Below are 25,588 nucleotides of genomic sequence, written 5' to 3'. Positions count from 1 at the left end.
ATTTTTTTAAGTTTGTATACTGGTGTTGATTACTATTTCAGCTAAAAAGTCAGAATCCTTCACCGGTTCCTTCATCAATTTTTTGTTCTTGAATTTTATTTATTGTGTGAATAATTTCGTCTCATTACTAAGAGTTGGTTGAATTTTTTACTCTAGGAAATTAGATAATAGAAGTATCTATAGTTTTTAAATTATGATATAATGAATAAAGTTAACTATCTTTGGTAATATGATAGGAACTAATCTTAAAAAGATAAATCATGAGATGAGAAAAAGAAAAAAGGAGTTTGGCTGGTATGAATTATTTCGAGGGGAATGAGTTTTTCCTTCTTTTGTTTGTAGTTTTACTAATTGGTTTTGTAGTAAACTTTTTTGAAAAACGTAAGGACTACTATATTTTGGTGCTCTCCCTCTTATTTGCAGGAGCTATTTATGGCAAGAGTAGAGCAATGATTGTCTATTTAATCTCCTTTGTAATTTATCAATATTTTCTGGTTTTCATAGCACAGAGGATAGAAACAAAGCGGCTGAAACCTCTGGTTTTCCTTTCTATTCTCCCCTTAGTAATCAATAAAGTCTTTTCCCTGACTTCTTTGCATTTGTTGGCCTTTATTGGAATTTCCTACATGTCCTTTAAGACCATTCAAATCATGCTAGAAATATCGGATGGCTTGATTAAAGAAAAGATTAGCATAAAAGACTACCTGCAATTTTTACTTTTTTTCCCTACAGTTAGTGCTGGTCCGATTGATCGGAGTAGGAGATTTTTAAAAGAGATAAACGAGGTCATGCCTCGAAAAGAGTATCTAGAGTTAGCAGGGGACGGTGTGTATCGTATCGTTCTAGGCCTTCTTTACAAGGTTGTTTTGTCAACCTATGTGTACCAGATGTTACTCGCTCTAAATAATACTGGTACAGTCGTCTACTCAATCAAGTACATGTACCTTTACACCTTGTATCTTTTCTTCGACTTTGCAGGTTATAGTCTAATGGCTGTTGGAAGTAGTAACATTCTAGGTATTCAGACACCGATGAACTTTAACAAACCTTTCTTGAGTGTCGATATCAAGGATTTCTGGACTAGATGGCATATTACCTTATCAACCTGGTTGAGAGACTTTGTATTTTCAAGAGTATTGATGCAGGCCATCAGGAAAAAATGGTTTAAAAATAGATTACATAATGCAACATATGCCTATATGGTCAATATGTTGATCATGGGTTTATGGCATGGTCTTAGTGTAAGCTACATTTTTTATGGTTTTTATCATGGTATCTTGATGGCTGGATTTGAAGTGTATCAAAAGAAAAGTAATTTTTATAAGACAAATAAAAATAAAAACTGGTATAAGCTACTGAGTTGGTTTGTGACCATGAACTTGGTTATGATTGGTTTCTTTATCTTTTCAGGGGAACCATATAAAATTTTACTTACGATTTTAAAGAGATAAAAAATTGAAAAGAGATTGGACGGATCGAAGGGATAGGATAAAACGATATGATTAAACTAAAAGCATTTTTGCTATCGCTTGTGTTCGTAAGTGCGACGCTTGCCCTTTTAAGTGTGACATTTATTAAGAAGATTGATGATTATTATAAAGTTAAGGATAACAGTATTCGCTACAGCACTTCGTATGAAAAGTATAAAAGTAGAGATATTCTGACAAGCAATATTACTCCCAATACATTTGTTTTATTGGGCTCATCAGAGTTGGTTGCGACGATAAATGAAGACTACCATCCCAATAAAATTTTTAACTACAACGATTTTAATATCATGCAGATTGGGACTAGTTATTCACAAAACATCATTCAGGCTACGACCTTGGGTTCTATTGAAGGATCTATGACTAAGCGAAAAGTGGCTATAATAGAGTCGGTTCAGTGGTTTGAAAAAGATGGGACTCATCAGGATGCCTTTTTGAACAAGGCTTCTCAAGAACATATTTTCCATATGCTAAATAATGATAAGATTAGTAAGGAAACGAAAGAAAAACTAATTAATCGCATTATCGAGATTACCAAGGGGAACAAGCAACAAAATGACATCTACAAAAAATACAAAAGTTATTTCATAGATGAGAAAGGAACGATTGTTGATAAAAAACTATTAGAGTTCGATAACGCGATTTATTCCTTTAAACTCAAACATATTTTTTATCAAAAACATGCCAAATCAGATTATCCTTCACTAGGAGACAAAACCCCAGACTATGATTGGGAGAAAATGACGAATCAGTTTGTAGAAGAGGTCAAAAAGAAAACAGACAATAATGATTATGCTGTTGATAATAACTACTACAATACCTATTTAAAAGATCGTTATACATCGCTGAAGGATTCTAGTAAAGATTTGAGCTACCTCGAGTCACCAGAGTATTCAGATATGGAACTCTTCTTGACAGTTGCCAAGGAATTGGGCATTGAAGTTGAGGTCATTATTTTCCCAGTAAATGGTAAATGGAATGACTACACAGGTGTCTCAAGAGAGATGCGGGAGAAAACTTATAAAAAAATAGAAGATGTCGCAAAAAGCCATGGTGCAACGGTATTAAACTATGGAAACAGAGAGTATGATGATTACTTTTTATTTGATGTGATGCACGTTGGAGTGAAAGGATGGATGGAAGTTGAAAAAGAACTATACAAATTTGCAAACTAAGCTAACTAACACACATCGCTTAATCTTGTGGACGCTATTTTTCTATACGGTTATCTTAAGCATCGTGATTTATTGTTTTGTTACCGATTTTTCGAACATTCAAGAATTTATCTATAGTGAATTCTAGGATTACATACTATAAAAATCTCTAGATAAAGCGAACTGCACCGATAAAGTGAGACATAAGATAAGGCTCTATAATATTTATAGTGGAAAAATCCTCTATAGGTAGTATGGAGCCTACTTTGTTGTAGCTCCCCATATAATCCATACTGAAAAGCATTTAAGCTATCATTAGAAAGAATCATATGGAACAAATTAATGTTACTGGAACGTAGTGAAAATAGACGGGTAAACAATTGAAAAACTAGTCTATAAAGTGGTATAATAGCAGAAAAATAAATTAGTAAGAAATTGATTTTATTTTAGCGGAAAATTACAGAAATGAATGGTTTTTCTTGATGAAACAGAGAAAAGAATTGTACATATTTCTTGGTCGGACAGCCTTGTATTTTCTTATCTTTCTAGGGCTGCTTTACTTCTTTAGCTATCTTGGTCAGGGTCAAGGAAGCTTTATCTATAATGAATTTTAACTTGAAGGAGAATCCTTATTATGTCAAATAAAGCAATCGTAGATATGATTGAAACCATTGAGCATTTTGCTCAGACACAGCCTAGCTATCCTGTTTACAATGTTTTGGGGCAGGAACACACTTATGGAGATTTGAAGGCTGATTCGGATAGTTTAGCTGCAGCCATCGACCAACTGGATTTACCAGAGAAGTCTCCTGTGGTTGTTTTTGGTGGCCAAGAATATGAAATGTTGGCAACTTTTGTAGCTCTGACTAAGTCAGGACATGCCTACATTCCCATTGACAGCCATTCAGCCTTGGAGCGAGTTTCGGCTATTTTAGAAGTAGCAGAGCCAAGCTTGATTATTGCTATCTCAGACTTTCCATTGGAGCAGGTTTCTACGCCAATGATGACTCTAGCTCAGGTTCAAGAAGAATTTGCCCAAGGGACTAGCTATGAGATGACGCATCCAGTCAAGGGTAATGATAACTACTACATTATCTTTACTTCTGGTACAACTGGTAAGCCTAAGGGAGTACAGATTTCCCATGATAACCTCCTCAGTTTTACCAACTGGATGATTACGGATAAGGAATTTGCGACGCCAAGTCGTCCGCAAATGCTGGCTCAGCCACCTTATTCTTTTGACCTGTCCGTCATGTACTGGGCGCCGACCTTGGCACTGGGAGGTACGCTTTTTGCCCTTCCTTCAGCTATTACTCAGGACTTTAAGCAACTCTTTGCGACCATTTTTTCATTGCCAATCGCTATCTGGACTTCAACGCCTTCTTTTGCGGATATGGCTATGTTGTCAGAAGACTTTAATAGCGAGAAAATGCCTGGCATCACGCATTTCTACTTTGATGGCGAAGAATTGACGGTTAAAACGGCTCAAAAACTGCGCGAACGTTTCCCAAATGCCCGTATTATCAATGCTTACGGTCCAACAGAAGCGACAGTAGCTTTGTCAGCAGTTGCTGTGACAGACGAGATGCTAGCTACTCTCAAACGCCTCCCAATCGGCTATACCAAGGCTGATTCTCCAACCTTTATCATTGATGAGGAAGGAAATAAACTGTCAAATGGTGAACAGGGAGAAATCATTGTTTCTGGGCCAGCTGTGTCAAAAGGCTATATGAACAATCCTGAAAAAACAGCGGAAGCCTTCTTTGAGTTTGAAGGTCTGCCAGCCTATCACACAGGCGATGTGGGAACTATGACAGATGAGGGCTTGCTTCTCTACGGCGGACGCATGGACTTCCAGATTAAGTTCAACGGTTACCGCATTGAGTTAGAAGATGTCTCTCAAAATCTTAATAAGTCTCGCTTTATCGAGTCTGCTGTTGCAGTACCGCGTTATAACAAGGATCACAAGGTACAAAATCTGCTAGCCTATGTCATCTTAAAAGACGGTGTTCGTGAGCAGTTTGAGCGTGATATCGATATTACCAAGGCTATCAAGGAAGATTTAACAGATATCATGATGTCCTACATGATGCCGTCTAAATTCCTTTATCGAGACAGTTTGCCACTGACTCCAAATGGAAAAATTGACATCAAAGGATTGATTAACGAGGTGAATAAGAGATGATGGAGTTCTTTCAACAGCTTCCTCATTTAGAGCCATACGGTAATCCTCAGTATTTTGTCTATGTGATTGCTGCAACCTTGCCCATCTTTATCGGCCTCTTTTTCAAGAAACGCTTTGCCTGGTATGAAGTGCTGGTTAGTCTCTTCTTTATCGTCACCATGTTGGTAGGTGGGAAGACCAATCAGTTGGCTGCCTTGGGTATTTACCTTTGCTGGGAAATAGTGCTCCTGCTTTTCTACAAGCATTATCGAAAAAGCAAGGATGGCAAGTGGGTCTTCTACCTAGTTAGCTTTCTATCCCTCCTTCCGATTATCTTTGTCAAGGTGCAGCCAGCTATCAATGGAACGCAGTCTTTGCTTGGGTTTTTGGGAATTTCTTACCTGACCTTTCGTTCGGTTGGGATTATCATCGAGCTGAGAGATGGAGTGATTAAGGATTTTACCCTCTGGGAATTCCTCCGATTTCTTCTCTTCATGCCGACTTTTTCAAGTGGCCCAATCGATCGCTTTAAGCGGTTTAATGAAAATTATCAGACCATTCCTGAACGGGATGAGTTGATGGATATGCTGGATGAATCTGTTCGCTATATCATGTGGGGCTTTTTGTATAAGTTTATCCTGGCTCATGTTTTAGGAGAGACCTTGTTGCCTCCTCTGAAGAATCTAGCCCTGCAGTCAGGTGGTTTCTTTAATCTCTATGCTTTAGCGGTCATGTATATCTTTGGTCTGGAACTTTTCTTTGACTTTGCAGGTTACTCTATGTTTGCCTTAGCTATCTCAAACTTGATGGGAATCCGTAGCCCCATCAACTTTAACAAACCTTTTTTATCAAGAGATTTAAAAGAGTTTTGGAATCGTTGGCACATGAGTCTATCTTTCTGGTTCCGTGACTTTGTCTTTATGCGAATGGTGATGGTGTTGACCAGAAAGAAGGTTTTTAAAAATCGTAATGTAACCTCAAGTGTGGCCTACATTGTAAATATGCTGATTATGGGATTTTGGCATGGTGTAACCTGGTATTACATCGCCTATGGCCTCTTTCATGGATTAGGCTTGGTCATTAATGACGCTTGGATTCGCAAGAAAAAAACGCTCAATAAGGAACGGAAAAAAGCAGGGAAGCCTGCTCTACCTGAAAATCGCTGGATTCAGTTGCTTGGCATGGTTGTCACCTTCCATGTCGTCATGCTGTCATTCTTGATCTTTTCTGGATTTTTGAATGATTTATGGTTTAAAAAATAAAAGGAAATAAAATATGGATATCAAATCAGAAGTTATCGAAATTATTGATGAGTTGTTTATGGAAGATGTTTCTGACATGATGGATGAAGATCTTTTTGATGCAGGTGTCTTGGATAGTATGGGAACGGTTGAGTTGATTGTGGAGATTGAAAACCGTTTTGACATTCGTGTCCCTGTTACAGAGTTTGGTCGCGATGACTGGAATACGGCTAATAAAATCATAGCTGGCATTGTGGAGCTACAAAATGCTTAAACGCTTATGGATGATCTTCGGACCGGTCTTGATAGCTGGTTTGTTGGTTTTTCTGCTCATTTTCTTTTATCCTACTGAGATGCGTCATAATCTAGGAGCTGAAAAGCGTTCAGCGGTGGCTACTACCACAGAAAGTTTTAAGGAGAGGAGTCAAAAGGTCAGAGCCTTATCTGATCCAAATATGCGTTTTGTTCCCTTCTTTGGCTCCAGTGAATGGCTTCGTTTTGACGGTGCTCATCCTGCAGTCTTGGCTGAGAGATACAATCGCACCTACCGCCCTTATCTTTTAGGACAGAGGGGAGCTGCTTCACTTAATCAGTATTTTGGGATGCAACAGATGTTGCCACAGCTAGAGAATAAACAAGTTGTGTATGTTATCTCACCTCAGTGGTTCAGTAAAAATGGCTATGAGCCAGCAGCTTTCCAGGAATATTTTAATGGAGACCAGTTGACCAGTTTTCTGGAACATCAATCTGGAGATCAGGCTAGTCAATATGCAGCGACTCGCTTACTACAGCAGTTTCCCAACGTAGCTATGAAGGAACTGGTTCAGAAGTTGGCAAGTAAAGAAGAATTGTCGAAAGCAGACAATGAAATGATTGAATTATTGGCTCGGTTTAATGAACACCAAGCTTCCTTTTTTGGTCAGTTTTCTGTTAGGGGCTATGTCAATTATGATAAGCATGTGGGTAGATATTTAAAAACCTTACCAGATCAGTTTTCTTATCAAGCCATAGAAGATATTGTTAAAGCAGATGCAGAAAAGAATACTTCTAATAATGATTTAGGAATGGAAAATTATTTCTATACTACTCAGATTAAAAAGGACTTGAAGAAATTAAAAGGTTCTCAGAAAACACATACCTATCTCAAGTCGCCAGAGTATAATGACTTGCAGTTGGTTTTAACACAGTTTTCTAAATCTAAGGTCAACCCGATTTTTATCATTCCACCTGTTAATAAAAAATGGATGGACTATGCTGGTCTACGAGAGGATATGTACCAACAAACGGTGCAGAAGATTCGCTACCAGTTAGAAAGTCAAGGTTTTACTAATATAGCAGATTTTTCTAAGGATGGAGGGGAGCCTTTTTTTATGAAGGATACCATTCATCTGGGTTGGTTGGGTTGGTTAGCTTTTGACAAGGCTGTTGATCCTTTCCTATCCAATCCCACACCAGCTCCGACTTACCATCTGAATGAGCGCTTTTTCAGTAAAGACTGGGCGACTTATGATGGAGATGTCAAGGAATTTCAATAGATAATAGTATAGAAGAGTTCAAGAATGAAACTGGTTTTCACGTTTTTTCTTGACTCTTTTTTTGGTTGTGATATAATTAACCAGTAAATAATTTCAAAGAATAGTATTTTTCTCTTAAAAATGGAGAAATCTAAAAGGAAAGGAGTCAGATATGAGACAGCTAGCGAAGGATATTGATGCATTTTTAAATGAGGTAATTTTGCAGGCAGAAAATCAGCATGAAATCCTAATAGGTCATTGCACTAGCGAGGTAGCTCTGACCAATACCCAGGAGCATATCCTCATGCTCTTGTCGGAGGAATCTTTAACCAATTCAGAGTTGGCTCGTCGCCTCAATGTCAGTCAGGCGGCAGTTACCAAGGCCATTAAGTCTTTGGTCAAGGAAGGGATGTTGGAAACATCTAAAGATCCGAAGGATGCGCGTGTAATTTTTTATCAGTTGACTGATTTGGCTCGTCCAATCGCTGAGGAGCACCATCATCACCATGAGCATACACTTTTAACTTATGAACAAGTGGCGACACAGTTTACTCCAAATGAACAAAAAGTGATCCAGCGGTTTTTGACTGCTTTAGTAGGAGAAATCAAATAATGAGATATATTACGGTAGAGGATTTATCCTTCTATTATGATAAGGAGCCCGTTCTTGAACATATCAATTATAGTGTTGATAGTGGGGAATTTGTTACCTTGACAGGGGAAAATGGGGCAGCTAAGACGACACTCATCAAGGCCAGTCTCGGGATTCTTCAGCCACGCATTGGCAAGGTGACCATTTCAAAGACAAATACGCAGGGTAAGAAATTGAGAATAGCCTACCTTCCTCAACAAATTGCCAGTTTTAATGCTGGTTTTCCAAGTACGGTGTATGAATTTGTCAAATCTGGTCGTTATCCGCGAAAAGGCTGGTTCCGTCGTTTGAATGCTCATGATGAGGAGCATATCAAGGCTAGTTTGGACTCAGTTGGCATGTGGGAACACAGAGACAAACGCTTGGGTTCTTTATCTGGAGGACAAAAGCAGCGAGCGGTAATCGCGCGTATGTTTGCTTCTGACCCAGATGTGTTTATCCTAGACGAGCCGACAACGGGAATGGATGCAGGAAGTAAAAACGAATTTTACGAACTCATGCACCACAGCGCCCATCATCATGGCAAGGCTGTTTTGATGATTACCCATGACCCTGAAGAAGTTAAGGACTATGCGGACCGCAATATTCATTTAGTCCGTAACCAAGACTCGCCATGGCGTTGTTTCAACGTTCATGAGAATGATCAGGAGGTGAGTCATGCTTAGTTTGTTATCTTATGACTTTATGCAACGTGCCTTTCTGGCCGTTATTGCCATGAGTCTTTTCTCGCCGGTATTGGGGACCTTCTTAATCTTGCGCCGTCAGAGTTTGATGAGCGATACCCTTAGCCACGTCTCACTTTCAGGTGTAGCCTTTGGTCTGGTCCTAGGGATTTCTCCGACTGTTTCTACGATTGCCATTGTCTTGATTGCGGCTGTCTTTCTGGAGTATCTCCGTACGGTTTACAAGAGCTTTATGGAAATCGGGACAGCTATCCTCATGTCAACGGGTCTGGCTGTTTCTCTGATTGTCATGAGCAAGGGTAAAAGCTCGAGTTCAATGAGTTTGGACCAGTATCTTTTTGGTTCGATCGTGACTATCAGTGAAGAGCAGGTTATTTCCCTCTTTGTCATTGCGGCGGTTGTTTTGATTTTGACCTTCCTCTTCCTTCGTCCAATGTATATCTTGACTTTTGATGAGGATACGGCTTTTGTGGATGGCTTGCCAGTTCGTACCATGTCCATTCTTTTTAACATGGTGACAGGGGTGGCCATTGCCCTTATGATTCCTGCTGCGGGAGCTCTTCTGGTATCGACTATCATGGTCTTACCAGCTAGTATTGCCCTTCGTCTAGGGAAAAACTTTAAATCGGTTATGCTGCTTGCCAGTGCTATTGGATTTTTGGGAATGGTAGCAGGACTTTACATTTCCTACTATGCAGAAACACCTGCAAGTGCAAGTATTACCATTATTTTTGTAACTGTCTTTTTACTCATTAGTTTAGTAAGACGTTTTATCAAATAGGAGACTAACGTGAAAAAAATTAGCTTATTGCTAGCCAGTTTATGCGCCTTGTTTTTAGTGGCTTGTTCCAATCAAAAGCAGGCAGATGGCAAATTAAATATCGTGACAACCTTTTACCCTGTCTATGAATTTACCAAGCAAGTCGCAGGAGATACTGCTAATGTAGAACTCCTAATCGGTGCTGGTACAGAACCCCATGAATATGAACCGTCTGCCAAGGCAGTTGCCAAAATCCAAGATGCAGATACCTTCGTTTATGAAAATGAAAACATGGAAACATGGGTTCCTAAATTGCTAGATACTTTGGATAAGAAAAAGGTCAAAACCATCAAGGCGACAGGCGATATGTTGCTCTTGCCAGGTGGTGAGGAAGAAGAGGGAGACCATGACCATGGAGAAGAAGGACATCACCATGAGTTCGATCCCCATGTTTGGTTATCACCGGTTCGTGCCATTAAACTAGTAGAGCACATCCGTGACAGCTTGTCAGCAGACTATCCTGATAAAAAAGAAACCTTTGAGAAGAATGCTGCTGCCTATATCGAAAAATTGCAAGCCTTAGATAAGGCTTATGCAGAAGGCTTGTCTCAAGCAAAACAAAAGAGCTTTGTGACTCAACATGCAGCCTTTAACTATCTTGCCTTGGACTATGGACTCAAACAAGTAGCAATCTCAGGCCTTTCTCCAGATGCAGAGCCATCAGCTGCTCGCTTGGCAGAATTGACAGAATATGTCAAGAAAAATAAAATTGCTTATATCTATTTTGAAGAAAATGCCTCACAAGCCCTTGCTAACACACTTTCAAAAGAAGCAGGTGTTAAAACAGATGTCCTTAATCCTTTAGAAAGTCTGACAGAAGAGGACACCAAGGCTGGAGAAAATTACATCTCCGTGATGGAGAAAAACCTCAAGGCTTTGAAACAAACAACGGACCAAGAAGGCCCAGCAATTGAGCCTGAAAAGGCCGAGGATACCAAGACAGTTCAAAATGGTTACTTTGAGGATGCAGACGTCAAGGACCGCACCTTGAGTGACTATGCAGGTAACTGGCAATCAGTTTATCCTTTCCTTGAAGATGGTACGTTTGATCAAGTCTTTGACTACAAGGCTAAGTTGACAGGTAAGATGACCCAGGCTGAGTACAAGGCCTACTATACAAAAGGCTATCAGACAGATGTGACTAAGATTAACATCACTGATAACACTATGGAATTTGTTCAAGGTGGACAAAGCAAGAAATATACTTACAAGTATGTTGGTAAGAAAATCTTGACTTACAAGAAAGGCAATCGTGGCGTGCGCTTCCTCTTTGAAGCGACAGATGCGGACGCTGGACAATTCAAGTATGTTCAGTTTAGCGACCACAATATCGCCCCAGTTAAGGCAGAACATTTCCATATCTTCTTTGGAGGAACAAGCCAAGAAGCCCTCTTTGAAGAAATGGATAACTGGCCAACCTACTACCCAGATAACCTATCTGGCCAAGAAATCGCCCAAGAAATGTTAGCGCATTGATGAGAAACCGACTAGTTCATAGGAGCTAGTCGGTTTTTGGGTACTAGATGGCTAACTTCATTATAGATCTTTCAGATACCTAAGGAACGTAATCGGTAACCGATGACAAAAATAGTATATCACATTAAATTTGGATCATCAATAATGCTTAATGCTTGAACTATTGGAGTGCGGTTCACTTCAATGATGTTTTTTGTGAGTCTTTTAAAGAGATTAACCGTTACTTGTTTCGTTTCTTTGTCCACGACTTGTAAAGTTTAGATAGTATGTTGATAATCAACGGAGTTAGAAAGAACTAGCATGGTAGACCTAATTCTTTACCAGTTGGTTTAGCAAGAAATCAGACGACAATGTGACAATTCACCTCTAATTATTGACATTTCAGGAAAAATCGCAGTAAAAACTGCACAGCCTTCTTTAAATGTGCTATAATACAGGAAAAATAATGATGGAGGTCACGATAATGGCAACATTTTTGATGATTTTTGTGGTGGTTTGTGTGCTCCTATTGGTGATAGTCACACTGAGTACAGTTTATGTAGTTCGTCAGCAGTCGGTGGCGATTATTGAACGCTTTGGGAAATACCAAAAGGTTGCCAATAGCGGTATTCATATTCGCTTGCCTTTTGGGATTGACTCGATTGCAGCGCGGATTCAGTTGCGCTTGTTGCAAAGTGATATTGTGGTTGAGACTAAGACCAAGGACAATGTGTTCGTGATGATGAATGTGGCGACTCAGTATCGTGTCAACGAGCAGAGCGTGACAGATGCTTACTATAAACTCATGCGTCCAGAATCTCAGATTAAATCTTATATCGAAGATGCTCTTCGCTCTTCTGTTCCCAAATTAACCTTGGATGAATTGTTTGAGAAAAAAGATGAGATTGCCCTTGAAGTTCAACATCAAGTAGCAGAAGAAATGACTACTTACGGTTATATTATTGTGAAAACCTTGATTACTAAGGTCGAACCAGATGCAGAAGTCAAGCAATCCATGAATGAAATCAATGCGGCGCAACGCAAGCGGGTCGCAGCGCAAGAATTGGCGGAAGCCGATAAGATTAAAATCGTCACTGCAGCTGAAGCCGAAGCAGAAAAAGACCGCCTCCATGGTGTGGGGATTGCCCAACAACGTAAGGCGATTGTGGATGGATTGGCAGAGTCTATCACAGAACTCAAGGAAGCCAATGTTGGTATGACAGAAGAGCAAATCATGTCTATCCTCTTGACCAATCAGTATTTGGATACCTTGAATACCTTTGCCTCTAAAGGAAATCAGACTATCTTTTTACCAAATACGCCAAATGGTGTGGATGATATCCGTACACAAATCTTGTCAGCCCTTCGCGCTGAGAAGAAATAATAGACTAAAGAGCCTGGAGTCAGGCTCTTTTTAGTGTTCGTGAGAGATAAGTCTTAGCTATTCATAAAAGTTACTAACAGGTTGTGGATAAGTGTGGATAACTTCTGATTATTTTAGTGATAATTCTTATTTGTGTGACCAATTTAGTAACTTTTGAGGATTATAAAGTAGTTTTAATTGCTGAAACTCAAGAGTTAAGCACAGTTTGGGATAGTTATTCACAGATTGTGGATAATCTTGGGGATTGCAGATTTTTTATTATTTAGCGATGACTTGGTAACCAGCTAAGTGTAAAGGTTAGTTGTTCAGCTTTTAAGAGGTTTTGGTGTTGAATAGTTGATACGAGTGTTTTATCCAGTCGGCATTCTTTTACAAAGTTAAAATGGCTGTGGTTTTGCTCAGCATGAATATCTAGCCATTTATCTTCTTTGGCAAGATAGACTCGGAGATGGTCAAAGAGAGGAATTCCGAGGTCATAGTTTGGTTTGCCTGGACAGGTCGGATAAAAACCGAGAGCTGACCAGATGTACCAGGCTGAGAGACTGCCATTGTCTTCATCGCCAGGATAGGCTTCCCAACTTGGGTGAAAAGCTTTCTGACGGAGCGTCTTGATGAGAAGAGCAGTGTAGTCAGGGTAATCGCTGTAACGGAAGAGATAAGGAATGTGGAAGCTAGGTTGGTTGGAAATAGCGAGTTGTCCAAAAGGAGCAGTAGCCATTTCGCTCATTTCGTGAATCTCGTAACCATAGCCCGTTGTTTCAAAGAGGGGAGCATCCTGACAGACTTTCAAAAGATAGTTGCTAAAGGTTTCTTTTCCACCCATAAGTTGGATTAAGCCTGGGATGTCGTGGATGACGCCTAAAGTTGCTTGGATGGCAGAGCATTCGGCATAGTCGCGTCCCCAACTATAAGGAGAGAAGTCAGGACGGAAGTTGCCTTGATTGTCACGCGCTCGCATGTAACCTATCTCAGCGTCAAATAGATGGCGGTAATTTTGTGATGAAGTCTTGTAGATTTCAGCGATTTCTATTTTCCCTAGTTTTTCAGCACAGCTAGCGATACAAAAATCGCTATAGGCATAGTCTAGGGTGTGGCTGACGCTTTCGTGGTGGTCGGTAGAGAGGTAGCCCAGTTCTTGGTATTGGGCTAGTCCGTGGCGACCATTGATACCGAGAGGGTCGGACTTGCTGGCTGTTTCAAGCATGGCTTGGAGGAGTTCTTCTTCTAGGTCGGGGGCCATGTCCTTGCAGGCGCTATCGGCGATAATACCGTCTAAAAGTGTACCTGGCATCATACCCCGTTCATCTGGAGCCAGCCATTTTGGAAGGAAACCAGTATCGCGGTAGTTATTGAGAAATCCTTCTAAGAAGCGGTGGTAGTGTTCCGGTATAATAAGGGCAAAGAGGGGGAATGTGGTGCGGAAGGTATCCCAGAAACCATTATTGCTAAAGAGGACACCGGGTTTGACAGTACAAGTAGCCAGATCCATGTGGATGGCTTGCCCTGATTCATTAACCTCATAAAAAGTCTGTGGGAAGAGGAAGAGTCTGTAAAGGCAGTGGTCAAAAAAGGTTCGGTCAGCCTCTCCTGTTTCTATAACGTCAAAACGGTGAAGGAGATTTTCCCAATCCGCTTGGGTATTTGCTTTACAGCTATCAAAGTCCGTTTGAGGTAGATTAAATAGCGCTTGAGAAGGAGAGATGAAAGAAGTCGCTAATTGGATTTCAGCATGACTATCTGCCAGGTCAATTCGCCAGTCTTCGCTTTCTCTGCTAACAGAAAGAATATCCGTCTTCATTTTTAGGGCAGTGAAGAGTATCAGTGGATTTTTATTGGTCTCAGTTTTTCCTTCTTGTCTTAGGCTCAGGGTCCGCTTATCTACTTGCTCCACGGTCAGTTCATCTGCTGCGTGAAGATAGAGGGAGAGGGGTTTGCCTTGCTTTTGCTCCAAACGAATAGAAGCGCCATAGCAAGTTGGTGTGAGCTGGCTTTCAATCTGATAGCGCAGGGAGAAAATTTTCAGATAATGAGGTTGGAAAGAGGCATTATCTATATTATAGGAAGACTGACGATGAAAGAGGCTGTCTCCACCCAGCTGACCTGTGACAGGTGTCAGAAGGAGCCAAGAGTAGTCTCCAATCCAAGGGCTGGGCTGGTGGGTTAAACGAATCCCCTGAAAGATAGGCAGATGCGGATCGAAAAACCAAGATCCCTCCTGGTCGCTGGTCTGGGGTACAAAGTAATTCATCCCAAAAGGAACGCCTGTGTATGGCAGGGTGTTTCCCCGAGAAAAGGCATGCTTGCTGGTAGTTCCAAATCGGGTATCGATGGTTTCAAGTAGTGGTTTCATAGTCTTTCCTTTGGCTGTTTTTCTACATTATATCAGAAAAAGATAGCCTTTAGAAAAGGAGTTTCAAAGATAACTATTTTGTAGAAAAATGACTATCATTTGTGTATGTATTTTCTGTCTCAAAAGCTATATACTGAAAATGAAACTTGTTTGAAAGAGGACACTGCACGATGATTTATTCGAAAGAAATTGTTAGAGAATGGCTAGATGAAGTGGCAGAGCGGGCTAAGGACTATCCAGAGTGGGTGGATGTCTTTGAGCGTTGCTACACTGACACTTTGGACAATACGGTTGAAATTCTCGAAGACGGTTCAACTTTTGTCTTGACTGGGGATATTCCTGCTATGTGGCTTCGGGATTCGACAGCCCAACTCAGACCTTACCTGCATGTGGCTAAAAGGGATGCCCTCTTGCGTCAGACCATCTCAGGTTTGGTCAAACGTCAGATGACCTTGGTACTCAAGGATCCCTATGCCAATTCCTTTAACATTGAGGAAAACTGGAAGGGGCACCACGAGACCGACCACACAGACCTTAATGGCTGGATTTGGGAACGCAAGTATGAGGTGGACTCGCTTTGCTATCCTTTGCAGTTGGCTTATCTCCTCTGGAAAGAGACTGGCGAAACTAGTCAGTTTGATGAGACTTTTGTCGCAGCGACTAAGGAAATTCTCCATCTTTGGACGGTGGAACAAGACCACAAGAACTCTCCTTATCGTTTTGTCCGAGATACGGACCGCAAGGAAGATACCTTGGTAAATGATGGCTTTGGACCTGATTTTGCAGTGACAGGTATGACTTGGTCAGCTTTTCGTCCGAGTGATGACTGCTGCCAGTATAGCTACTTGATTCCGTCAAATATGTTTGCCGTAGTAGTCTTGGGTTATGTGCAAGAAATCTTTGCAGCATTAGACCTGGCTGATAGCGAGAGTGTTATTGTTGATGCCAAGCGTCTTTGTGCTGAAATCCAAGAAGGAATTGAAAACTACGCCTACACAAGCAACAGCAAGGGCGAAAAGATTTATGCCTTTGAAGTGGATGGTCTAGGAAATGCCAGCATCATGGATGATCCAAACGTACCAAGTTTGTTGGCTGCACCTTATCTGGGCTACTGCGATATTGACAACGAAGTCTATCAAGCAACTCGTCGTACCATTCTGAGCCCTGAAAATCCATACTTTTACCAAGGAGAATACGCTAGCGGTCTAGGAAGTTCTCACACCTTCTATCGCTATATCTGGCCGATTGCTCTGTCTATCCAAGGATTGACAACGACAGATAAAGCAGAGAAAAAATTCTTGCTGGATCAGCTGGTTGCTTGTGATGGGGGGACAGGTGTCATGCATGAAAGCTTCCACGTGGACGACCCAACTCTCTACTCTCGTGAATGGTTCTCTTGGGCTAATATGATGTTCTGTGAATTGGTCTTGGATTACTTGGACATCCGTTAAGGAACACGATTTAGCTCAACTGATTCTTGTCAGAATCACAATTTTACATTTAAAACGTTAACAATAAAAATTTAAATTTAGAATGAGGTTTTACTTCATGGAAAATGTTGTTGTACATATTATCTCACATAGTCACTGGGATCGTGAGTGGTACTTGCCTTTTGAAAGCCACCGTATGCAGTTGGTGGAATTGTTTGACAATCTCTTTGATCTCTTTGAAAATGACCCTGAGTTCAAGAGCTTCCACTTGGATGGTCAAACCATTGTCCTTGATGACTACTTGGAGATTCGCCCTGAAAATCGCGACAAAGTCCAACGATACATCGACCAAGGCAAACTTAAAATTGGTCCTTTTTACATCTTGCAAGATGACTACTTGATTTCAAGTGAAGCCAATGTCCGTAATACTCTTATCGGTCAGCAGGAGGCTGCAAAATGGGGCAAATCAACTCAGGTTGGTTACTTCCCAGATACCTTTGGAAATATGGGGCAAGCTCCTCAAATCCTTCAAAAATCAGGCATTCACGTGGCAGCCTTTGGTCGTGGTGTGAAACCGATTGGATTTGACAACCAAGTTCTCGAAGATGAGCAGTTTACTTCCCAGTTTTCAGAAATGTACTGGCAGGGTGCGGATGGTAGTCGTGTTCTCGGTATCCTCTTTGCCAACTGGTATAGTAATGGGAATGAAATTCCAGTGGATAAAGACGAGGCCTTGACCTTCTGGAAACAAAAACTGGCAGACGTGCGTGACTATGCTTCTACCAACCAATGGTTGATGATGAACGGTTGTGACCACCAGCCTGTCCAGAAAAATCTGAGCGAAGCCATTCGTGTGGCAAATGAACTCTTCCCAGATGTAACCTTTGTGCATAGTTCTTTTGATGAATATGTTCAAGCCGTGGAAAGTGCCCTACCAGAGCAATTGTCAACGGTTACAGGCGAGTTAACCAGTCAGGAAACAGACGGCTGGTACACACTTGCTAACACTTCTTCATCTCGTATTTATCTCAAACAAGCCTTCCAAGAAAATAGCAACCTCCTAGAGCAAGTTGTAGAACCCTTGACTATTATCACTGAGGGTCATAACCACAAGGACCAGTTGACCTATGCTTGGAAAACACTTTTACAAAATGCGCCACATGATAGCATCTGTGGCTGTAGCGTGGACGAAGTTCACCGTGAGATGGAAACTCGTTTTGCCAAGGTCAACCAAGTCGGAAACTTTGTGAAGAGCAATCTTCTTAACGAGTGGAAGGGCAAAATAGCTACAGCTAAAGCTCAAAGTGACTATCTCTTTACTGTCATTAACACAGGCTTGCATGATAAGGTCGATACTGTCAGCACAGTGATTGATGTGGCGACTTGTGATTTCAAGGAATTGCACCCAACAGAAGGCTACAAGAAGATGGCTGCTCTTACCTTGCCAAGCTACCGTGTAGAGGACTTGGATGGTCGTCCTGTAGAGGCTAAAATCGAAGATCTTGGAGCTAATTTTGAGTATGATTTACCAAAAGACAAGTTCCGCCAAGCTCGTATCGCTCGTCAAGTGCGCGTGACTATTCCTGTTCACCTAGCGCCACTTTCTTGGACAACCTTCCAATTGCTGGAAGGAGAGCAAGAACACCGTGATGGTATTTACCAAAACGGGGTGGTCGATACGCCATTTGTAACGGTGAGTGTGGATGACAATATCACAGTCTATGACAAGACAACTCACGAAGCTTACGAAGACTTTATCCGTTTTGAGGACCGTGGGGACATCGGAAATGAGTATATCTATTTCCAACCAAAAGGAACAGAGCCAATCTATGCAGAGCTTAAGGGCTATGAGGTCTTGGAAAACACAGCTCGTTACGCTAAGATTTTGCTCAAACATGAATTGACCGTGCCTGTCAGTGCAGATGAAAAGCTAGAAGAAGAGCAAAAAGGCATCATCGAGTTTATGAAGCGTGAAGCTGGACGTTCAGAAGAATTGACAAGCCTTCTTCTTGAAACTGAGATGACTATCTTCGTTGATAATCCACAAATTCGCTTTAAAACTCGCTTTACTAACACTGCCAAAGACCACCGTATCCGTCTCTTGGTCAAGACTCATAACACGCGTCCAAACAATGATTCTGAAAGCATTTATGAGGTGGTGACACGACCAAACAAACCAGCAGCTTCATGGGAAAATCCTGAAAATCCTCAACACCAACAAGCCTTTGTCAGTCTGTATGATGATGAAAAAGGTGTGACTGTATCTAACAAGGGATTGAATGAATACGAAATCCTTGGAGACGACACCATTGCAGTGACTATTTTGCGTGCATCAGGTGAGCTAGGTGACTGGGGTTACTTCCCAACACCAGAAGCACAATGCTTGCGTGAGTTTGAAGTCGAGTATGCTCTCGAATGCCACCAAGCCCAGGAACGCTTCTCAGCCTATCGTCGTGCTAAAGCCTTGCAGACACCATTTACTAGCCTTCAGCTTGCTAAACAAGAAGGAAGCGTGGCTGCGACTGGTAGCCTCTTGAGCCATTCTGTTCTCAGCATACCTCAAATCTGTCCAACAGCCTTTAAGGTGGCTGAAAATGAAGAAGGTTATGTCCTTCGTTACTACAATATGTGTAGTGAAAATGTACGTGTACCGGAAAGTCAACATCTCTTCCTTGACCTACTTGAACGACCATACCCAGTTCATAGAGGCCTCATTTCACCACAAGAGATTCGTACAGAATTCATCAAAAAAGAAGAAATTTAATTTCAAAAAGTAAACATAAAAAGAAAGGAGGGGCGAAAAGGTAAGAACTAACTACTGATTCGCCCCTTTTTATGGTAAAAATAATGACCATTGCAACGATTGATATCGGAGGGACTGGAATTAAGTTTGCCAGTCTGACTCCTGATGGGAAAATACTAGATAAGACAAGCATTCCAACACCAGAAAACTTGGAGGATTTACTAGCGTGGCTAGATCAACGCTTGTCAGAGCAGGATTATAGCGGGATTGCTATGAGCGTTCCAGGTGCGGTCAATCAAGAGACAGGTGTGATTGATGGCTTCAGTGCCGTGCCCTACATTCACGGATTTTCTTGGTATGAAGCGCTTAGCTCTTATCAGATTCCTGTCCATCTGGAAAATGATGCCAACTGCGTTGGACTCAGTGAATTACTGGCCCAGCCAGAACTTGAAAATGCAGCCTGTGTCGTGATTGGGACAGGGATTGGCGGAGCCATGATTATCAATGGTAGACTTCATCGAGGTCGCCACGGCCTGGGTGGAGAATTTGGCTACATGACCACCCTTGCCCCTGCTGAAAAGCTCAACAACTGGTCGCAATTAGCGTCAACTGGAAATATGGTGCGATACGTGATTGAAAAATCTGGTCAAACTGACTGGGACGGCCGCAAGATTTACCAAGAGGCCGAAGCAGGAAATGTTCTTTGCCAAGAAGCCATTGAGCGCATGAACCGTAATCTGGCGCAAGGCTTGCTCAATATTCAGTATCTGATTGATCCAGATGTCATTAGCCTGGGAGGCTCTATCAGTCAAAATCCAGATTTTATTCAAGGTGTCAAGAAGGCTGTTGATAACTTTGTCGAGATCTACGAAGAATACACGGTCGCACCTGCCATACAAGCCTGCACCTATCACGCAGATGCTAATCTCTACGGTGCCCTTGTCAACTGGCTACAGGAGGAAAATCAATGGTAAGATTTACAGGACTTAGTTCCAAACAAACGCAAGCTATTGAGGTTTTAAAAGGTCACATTTCTCTACCAGATGTCGAAGTAGCTGTCGCTCAGTCTGACCAAGCCTCTATCTCTATCAAGGGTGAGGGTGGCCACTATCAACTAACTTACCGCAAACCCCACCAACTTTATCGTGCCTTGTCCTTGTTGGTAACAGTTCTAGCAGAAGGTGACAAAATAGAGATTGAGGAGCAGGCGGCTTATGAAGATTTGGCTTATATGGCAGACTGTTCTCGAAATGCGGTGCTGAATGTGGCTTCTGCCAAGCAGATGATTGAGGTCTTGGCTCTCATGGGCTACTCAATCTTTGAGCTCTACATGGAAGATACCTACCAGATTGAAGGGCAGCCTTACTTTGGCTATTTCCGTGGAGCCTACTCAGCTGAGGAATTGCAGGAAATCGAAACCTATGCCCAGCAGTTTGACATGACTTTTGTTCCTTGTATTCAGACCTTGGCCCACTTGTCTGCCTTCGTTAAATGGGGTGTCAAAGAAGTTCAGGAGCTCCGTGATGTGGAGGATATCCTCCTTATCGGCGAAGAAAAGGTTTATGACCTGATTGGTGGCATGTTTGCTACCCTATCTAAACTGAAGACTCGCAAGGTCAATATTGGGATGGACGAAGCCCACTTGGTTGGTTTGGGACGCTACTTGATTCTGAACGGTGTTGTGGATCGTAGTCTCCTCATGTGCCAACACTTGGAGCGCGTGCTAGATATTGCTGACAAATATGGTTTCCACTGCCAGATGTGGAGCGATATGTTCTTTAAACTTATGTCAGCAGATGGCCAGTACGACCGCGATGTGGAAATTCCAGAAGAAACTCGTGTCTACCTGGACAGTCTCAAAGACCGTGTGACCTTGGTTTACTGGGACTATTATCAGGACAGCGAGGAAAAATACAACCGCAATTTCCGCAACCATCACAAGATTAGCCATGACCTTGCCTTTGCAGGTGGTGCTTGGAAGTGGATTGGTTTCACACCCAATAACCATTTCAGCCGTCTCATCGCTCTTGAAGCCAATAAAGCCTGTCGTGCCAATGATATAAGAGAAGTCATTGTGACGGGTTGGGGAGACAATGGTGGCGAGACAGCTCAGTTTTCTATCCTACCAAGCTTACAAATCTGGGCAGAGCTAAGCTACCGCAATGACCTAGACCGTTTGTCTGCACACTTCAAAACCAATACTGGTCTATCGGTTGAGGACTTTATGCAGATTGACCTAGCTAATCTCTTGCCAGACCTACCGGGTAATCTCAGCGGGATCAATCCTAACCGCTATGTCTTTTATCAGGATATTCTCTGTCCGATCCTTGATCGACACATGACACCTGAACAGGACAAACCGCACTTCGCTCAGGCTGCTGAGACGCTTGCTAACATTAAAGAAAAAGCTGGCAACTATGCCTACCTCTTTGAAACTCAGGCCCAGTTGAATCAGATTTTAAGTAGCAAAGTCGATGTGGGACGGCGCATTCGTCAGGCTTACCAAGAAGGTGATAAAGAAAGCCTGCAAGAAATCGCCAGACAAGAATTACCAGAACTCAGAAGCCAAATTGAAGACTTCCATGCTCTCTTTAGCAACCAATGGCTGAAAGAAAACAAGGTCTTTGGCTTGGACACAGTTGATATCCGTATGGGCGGACTCTTGCAACGCATCAAGCGAGCAGAAAGCCGCATCGAGGCTTATCTAGTTGGTCAGATTGACCGCATCGATGAGTTAGAAGTGGAAATCTTACCATTTACAGACTTCTACGCAGACAAGGACTTCGCAGCCACAACAGCCAACCAGTGGCATACCATTGCGACAGCTTCAACCATTTATACAACCTAAAAACAAGAACACCTTGCCTTGAGCAGAGTGTTTCTCGTGAAACATCCCTTTCTTAAAAAAGTACTCCACATAAAATAATTTGTGGAGTTTTTTCTATAATTAGTAGTTTAACCTAACCTTCAAATAGGAGTATACTAATAATGTAATCGTTATCAAAAGTCTAAAAAGGAATTTTTAGATGGATATCAAAATAAAAAGGGGAGGAAATTATGAATAAGTTTTCAAAAACCTTGAGAGACAATTGGATCTTTCTCTTGATGGTTTTGCCAGGGGCACTCTGGTTGATTCTATTCTTCTACATTCCAGTATTTGGGAACGTGGTTGCCTTTAAAGACTACCACATGACCAGTAATGGATTTATAGATAGTATCGTGAATAGTAAATGGGTCGGACTCGATAATTTCAGATTCTTGTTTAGTTCAAAAGACGCCTTTATCATCACTCGAAATACTGTCCTCTACAATCTAGGCTTTATCTTTATCGGTTTGATTGTATCAGTAGGGATTGCTATCATCTTAAGTGAACTCCGTTCTAAGAGAATGGTTAAGATCTTCCAAACTTCCATGTTGTTCCCTTACTTCTTGTCTTGGGTTATTATCAGTTTCTTTACAGATGCTTTCCTAAACATTGATAAAGGTGTGTTCAACCATTTCCTAGAATCTATTGGGATGAAGGAAATCAATTTCTACGCTGACTTGGGTATTTGGCCTTATCTCCTACTTTTCCTTGGTATTTGGAAAGGCTTTGGATATAGCAGTGTCATGTACTATGCGACAATCATGGGAATTGATCCAACCTACTACGAAGCAGCAACCGTGGACGGGGCCAGCAAATGGCAACGAATTCGCAATGTAACCATTCCGCAGTTGACACCATTGGTAACCGTATTGACCATTCTTGCAGTCGGAAACATCTTCCGTGCAGACTTTGGTCTCTTCTACCAAATCCCCCACAATGCTGGTCAGCTTTATAACGTAACCAACGTCTTGGACGTATATGTTTATAATGGTTTGACTCAGACAGCGGATATCGGGATGGCTTCAGCGGCAGGTCTCTATCAATCAGTAGTCGGCTTGATTCTGGTTGTCCTATCAAACTTACTTGCAAGACGAGTTGATCCAGACTCAGCCTTGTTCTAGAAAGGAGGAGAATATGGCAGAAAAGAAAATTAAAAAAGAAAAAATTGATAATGTCGGCATTCACTCCTTCAGTAAGAAAGCAGATATCTTCTTTAGTACTATTTCTGGTTTGATTGCCCTCTCTTGTATCCTACCCTTCGTATTCGTTATTGTTATTTCAGTGACAGATGAAAAGAGTATTCTCCAAAATGGATATAGCTTCTTCCCATCCCAATTTGGATTAGACGGTTTTGAATTTTTGGCACAGTTTAAGGATAAAATCCTCCAAGCCCTCTTCATCTCAGTCTTTGTAACCGTAGTTGGGACATTGACAAATGTCTTTATCACAACAACTTATGCCTACGCCATTTCACGGACAACCTTTAAGTATCGCAGATTCTTTACGATCTTTGCCCTTCTTAGTATGTTGTTCAACGCTGGTTTGGTACCAGGCTATATCGTGGTAACTCGTTTACTTCAACTTGGTGATACAGTTTGGGCCTTGATTGTTCCAATGCTTCTCTCACCATTTAACATCATCTTGATGCGTTCCTTCTTCAAGAAGACCATTCCAGAAGCTATTCTAGAATCCGCTCGTATCGATGGTGCTAGTGAGGCCCGGATTTTCTTCCAAATTTGTTTGCCATTGTCACTACCAGGTATCGCAACCATCACGCTCTTGACAGCTCTTGGTTTCTGGAATGACTGGTTCAACGCCCTTCTTTACATCAAGAGTGACAACTTGTATCCATTGCAATATTTGCTCATGCAAATCCAACAAAATATGGACTACATTGCAAAAGCAGTCGGTCTATCTGGTCAACTGGGAGTTGCTCTACCAAAAGAAACAGGTCGTATGGCCATGGTTGTGGTCGCAACCCTTCCAATCGCGATTTTGTATCCATTCTTCCAACGCTACTTTGTAAAAGGTTTGACTATCGGTGGTGTGAAAGAATAGTGCTTGTCGAGAAAAAACATTTCTCATTTTCCAACTTCCCTTGCGTGAAGTTAAAATCATTATATTGTTTATAAGTTTAAAAATAAAAAAAGGAGTTTTTGTCATGAAAAACTGGAAAAAATATGCTTTTGCATCTGCTAGCGTAGTCGCTTTGGCTGCTGGTCTCGCTGCTTGTGGAAACCTTTCAGGTAACAAGAAAGCTGCTGACTCAGCTTCAGGTGATAAGACTGTTATCAAAATGTACCAAATCGGTGACAAACCAGATAACTTGGATGAATTGCTAGAAAATGCTAACAAAATCATCGGAGAAAAAGTTGGTGCCAAATTGGATATCCAATATCTTGGATGGGGTGACTACGGCAAGAAAATGTCAGTTATCACATCATCTGGTGAAAACTATGATATCGCCTTTGCAGATAACTACGTTGTAAATGCACAAAAAGGTGCTTATGCTGACTTGACAGAATTGTACAAAAAAGAAGGTAAAGACCTTTACAAAGCACTTGACCCAGCTTACATCAAGGGTAATACTGTAAACGGTAAAATTTACGCTGTTCCAGTTGCAGCCAACGTTGCGTCATCTCAAAACTTCGCCTTCAACGGAACTCTTCTTGCTAAATACGGTATCGACATTTCAGGTGTAAACTCATATGAAACACTTGAACCAGTCTTGAAACAAATCAAAGAAAAAGCTCCAGATGTAGTGCCATTTGCGGTTACTAAGAACTTCATCCCATCCGATAACTTTGACTACCCAGTTCCAAATGGACTTCCATTCGTTATCGACCTTGAAGGGGACACTACTAAGATTGTAAACCGTTACGAAGTGCCTCGCTTTAAAGAACACTTGAAGACTCTTCACAAATTCTATGAAGCTGGATACATTCCAAAAGACGTAGCAACAAGCGATACTTCATTTGACCTTCAACAAGATACTTGGTTCGTTCGTGAAGAAACAGTAGGACCAGCTGACTACGGTAACAGCTTGCTTTCACGTGTTGCTAACAAAGATATCCAAATCAAACCAATCACTAACTTCATCAAGAAAAACCAAACAACACAAGTTGCTAACTTTGTTATCTCAAACAACTCTAAGAACAAAGAAAAATCAATGGAAGTGTTGAACCTCTTGAACACTAACCCAGAACTCTTGAATGGTCTTGTATACGGTCCAGAAGGCAAGAACTGGGAAAAACTTCCAGGTAAAGAAAACCGTGTTAAAGTCCTTGATGGCTACAAAGGAAACACTCACATGGGTGGATGGAACACAGGTAACAACTGGATCCTTTACATCAACGAAAACGTTACAGACCAACAAATCGAAGATTCTAAGAAACAATTGGCAGAAGCTAAAGAATCTCCAGCGCTTGGATTCATCTTTAACACTGACAATGTGAAATCTGAAATCTCAGCTATCTCTAACACAATGCAACAATTCGATACAGCTATCAACACTGGTACTGTAGATCCAGATAAAGCTATTCCAGAATTGATGGAAAAATTGAAATCTGAAGGTGCTTACGATAAAGTATTGAACGAAATGCAAAAACAATACGATGAATTCTTGAAAAACAAAAAATCATAAGA

General features: G+C 41.4%; 20 protein-coding genes. 19 read left to right on the top strand and 1 reads right to left on the bottom strand.

Features of this window, described 5'->3' with window-relative positions:
• The first annotated feature begins 296 nt into the window (after positions 1-296).
• The 12 genes from dltB (N8O80_RS04245) to N8O80_RS04190 all read left to right on the top strand — a co-directional run bounded on the left by dltB (N8O80_RS04245) (position 297) and on the right by N8O80_RS04190 (position 12,554).
• On the top strand, positions 297-1,451 hold the full coding sequence (gene dltB / locus N8O80_RS04245) for a D-alanyl-lipoteichoic acid biosynthesis protein DltB (protein ID WP_261026999.1): 1,155 nt from the start codon (positions 297-299) through the stop codon (positions 1,449-1,451).
• Between the two features lie 47 nt (positions 1,452-1,498).
• Positions 1,499-2,662 carry a D-alanyl-lipoteichoic acid biosynthesis protein DltD gene (gene dltD / locus N8O80_RS04240; protein WP_261026998.1) on the top strand — a complete coding sequence of 388 codons (1,164 nt, stop codon included), beginning with the start codon at positions 1,499-1,501 and terminating at the stop codon, positions 2,660-2,662.
• 461 nt (positions 2,663-3,123) lie between these two features.
• On the top strand, positions 3,124-3,255 hold the full coding sequence (locus N8O80_RS04235; RefSeq protein ID WP_033682482.1) for a teichoic acid D-Ala incorporation-associated protein DltX: 132 nt from the start codon (positions 3,124-3,126) through the stop codon (positions 3,253-3,255).
• A gap of 20 nt (positions 3,256-3,275) precedes the next feature.
• Positions 3,276-4,826: a D-alanine--poly(phosphoribitol) ligase subunit DltA gene (gene dltA, locus N8O80_RS04230; protein ID WP_261026997.1), complete on the top strand. Its 1,551-nt coding sequence runs from the start codon at positions 3,276-3,278 to the stop codon at positions 4,824-4,826.
• The gene (gene dltB / locus N8O80_RS04225) at positions 4,823-6,067 is read left to right on the top strand and encodes a D-alanyl-lipoteichoic acid biosynthesis protein DltB (protein ID WP_261026996.1); all 1,245 of its coding nucleotides are present in this window, start codon (positions 4,823-4,825) and stop codon (positions 6,065-6,067) included. Before dltA ends, dltB (N8O80_RS04225) begins: the two co-directional genes overlap by 4 nt.
• Positions 6,068-6,080: 13 nt before the next feature.
• Positions 6,081-6,320 carry a D-alanine--poly(phosphoribitol) ligase subunit DltC gene (gene dltC / locus N8O80_RS04220; RefSeq protein ID WP_000351967.1) on the top strand — a complete coding sequence of 80 codons (240 nt, stop codon included), beginning with the start codon at positions 6,081-6,083 and terminating at the stop codon, positions 6,318-6,320.
• Positions 6,313-7,581, top strand: coding sequence for a D-alanyl-lipoteichoic acid biosynthesis protein DltD (gene dltD / locus N8O80_RS04215; RefSeq protein ID WP_261026995.1), 1,269 nt, complete (start codon positions 6,313-6,315; stop codon positions 7,579-7,581). The genes dltC and dltD (N8O80_RS04215) overlap by 8 nt, the downstream gene beginning before the upstream one ends.
• Positions 7,582-7,732: 151 nt before the next feature.
• Positions 7,733-8,173 carry a zinc-dependent transcriptional regulator AdcR gene (adcR, locus tag N8O80_RS04210; protein WP_001249308.1) on the top strand — a complete coding sequence of 147 codons (441 nt, stop codon included), beginning with the start codon at positions 7,733-7,735 and terminating at the stop codon, positions 8,171-8,173.
• Positions 8,173-8,877, top strand: a complete 705-nt coding sequence (locus tag N8O80_RS04205; protein ID WP_261026994.1) for a metal ABC transporter ATP-binding protein — start codon at positions 8,173-8,175, stop codon at positions 8,875-8,877. The genes adcR and N8O80_RS04205 overlap by 1 nt, the downstream gene beginning before the upstream one ends.
• Entirely contained in the window at positions 8,870-9,676 is an 807-nt protein-coding gene (locus N8O80_RS04200) for a metal ABC transporter permease (protein WP_000950038.1), read from the top strand. Before N8O80_RS04205 ends, N8O80_RS04200 begins: the two co-directional genes overlap by 8 nt.
• Positions 9,677-9,685: 9 nt before the next feature.
• A complete protein-coding gene (gene adcA, locus N8O80_RS04195) occupies positions 9,686-11,191 on the top strand; it encodes a zinc ABC transporter substrate-binding lipoprotein AdcA (RefSeq protein ID WP_023941154.1) in 1,506 nt (501 codons plus the stop codon).
• A gap of 478 nt (positions 11,192-11,669) precedes the next feature.
• Positions 11,670-12,554 carry an SPFH domain-containing protein gene (locus tag N8O80_RS04190; RefSeq protein WP_004235732.1) on the top strand — a complete coding sequence of 295 codons (885 nt, stop codon included), beginning with the start codon at positions 11,670-11,672 and terminating at the stop codon, positions 12,552-12,554.
• A gap of 262 nt (positions 12,555-12,816) precedes the next feature.
• Here N8O80_RS04190 and N8O80_RS04185 read toward each other — a convergent pair whose 3' ends face one another.
• On the bottom strand, positions 12,817-14,904 hold the full coding sequence (locus N8O80_RS04185) for a GH92 family glycosyl hydrolase (RefSeq protein ID WP_261026992.1): 2,088 nt from the start codon (positions 14,902-14,904) through the stop codon (positions 12,817-12,819).
• Between the two features lie 170 nt (positions 14,905-15,074).
• On the opposite strand from N8O80_RS04185, the gene N8O80_RS04180 reads away from it, so the two are divergent.
• The 7 genes from N8O80_RS04180 to N8O80_RS04150 all read left to right on the top strand — a co-directional run bounded on the left by N8O80_RS04180 (position 15,075) and on the right by N8O80_RS04150 (position 25,586).
• On the top strand, positions 15,075-16,355 hold the full coding sequence (locus tag N8O80_RS04180) for a glycoside hydrolase family 125 protein (RefSeq protein WP_261026991.1): 1,281 nt from the start codon (positions 15,075-15,077) through the stop codon (positions 16,353-16,355).
• Positions 16,356-16,452: 97 nt separating this feature from the next.
• Positions 16,453-19,098 (top strand): alpha-mannosidase, encoded by a 2,646-nt coding sequence (locus N8O80_RS04175; RefSeq protein WP_261026990.1) that lies wholly within the window; start codon positions 16,453-16,455, stop codon positions 19,096-19,098.
• Positions 19,099-19,181: 83 nt separating this feature from the next.
• On the top strand, positions 19,182-20,051 hold the full coding sequence (locus N8O80_RS04170) for an ROK family protein (RefSeq protein WP_261026989.1): 870 nt from the start codon (positions 19,182-19,184) through the stop codon (positions 20,049-20,051).
• Positions 20,045-21,925: a beta-N-acetylhexosaminidase gene (locus tag N8O80_RS04165; RefSeq protein WP_261026988.1), complete on the top strand. Its 1,881-nt coding sequence runs from the start codon at positions 20,045-20,047 to the stop codon at positions 21,923-21,925. The genes N8O80_RS04170 and N8O80_RS04165 overlap by 7 nt, the downstream gene beginning before the upstream one ends.
• A 209-nt stretch (positions 21,926-22,134) precedes the next feature.
• Positions 22,135-23,064, top strand: a complete 930-nt coding sequence (locus N8O80_RS04160; protein ID WP_261026987.1) for an ABC transporter permease — start codon at positions 22,135-22,137, stop codon at positions 23,062-23,064.
• 13 nt (positions 23,065-23,077) lie between these two features.
• The gene (locus N8O80_RS04155) at positions 23,078-24,001 is read left to right on the top strand and encodes a carbohydrate ABC transporter permease (protein ID WP_000818352.1); all 924 of its coding nucleotides are present in this window, start codon (positions 23,078-23,080) and stop codon (positions 23,999-24,001) included.
• Positions 24,002-24,104: 103 nt separating this feature from the next.
• A complete protein-coding gene (locus tag N8O80_RS04150; RefSeq protein WP_004263115.1) occupies positions 24,105-25,586 on the top strand; it encodes an ABC transporter substrate-binding protein in 1,482 nt (493 codons plus the stop codon).
• Positions 25,587-25,588: the final 2 nt, after the last annotated feature.

Source organism: Streptococcus mitis, from assembly GCF_946190155.1.
GTDB classification, from domain to species: Bacteria; Bacillota; Bacilli; order Lactobacillales; family Streptococcaceae; genus Streptococcus; species Streptococcus mitis_CL.
The sequence above is the reverse complement of the archived record's forward strand: the minus strand, read 5'-3'. Positions and strand labels throughout refer to the sequence as shown.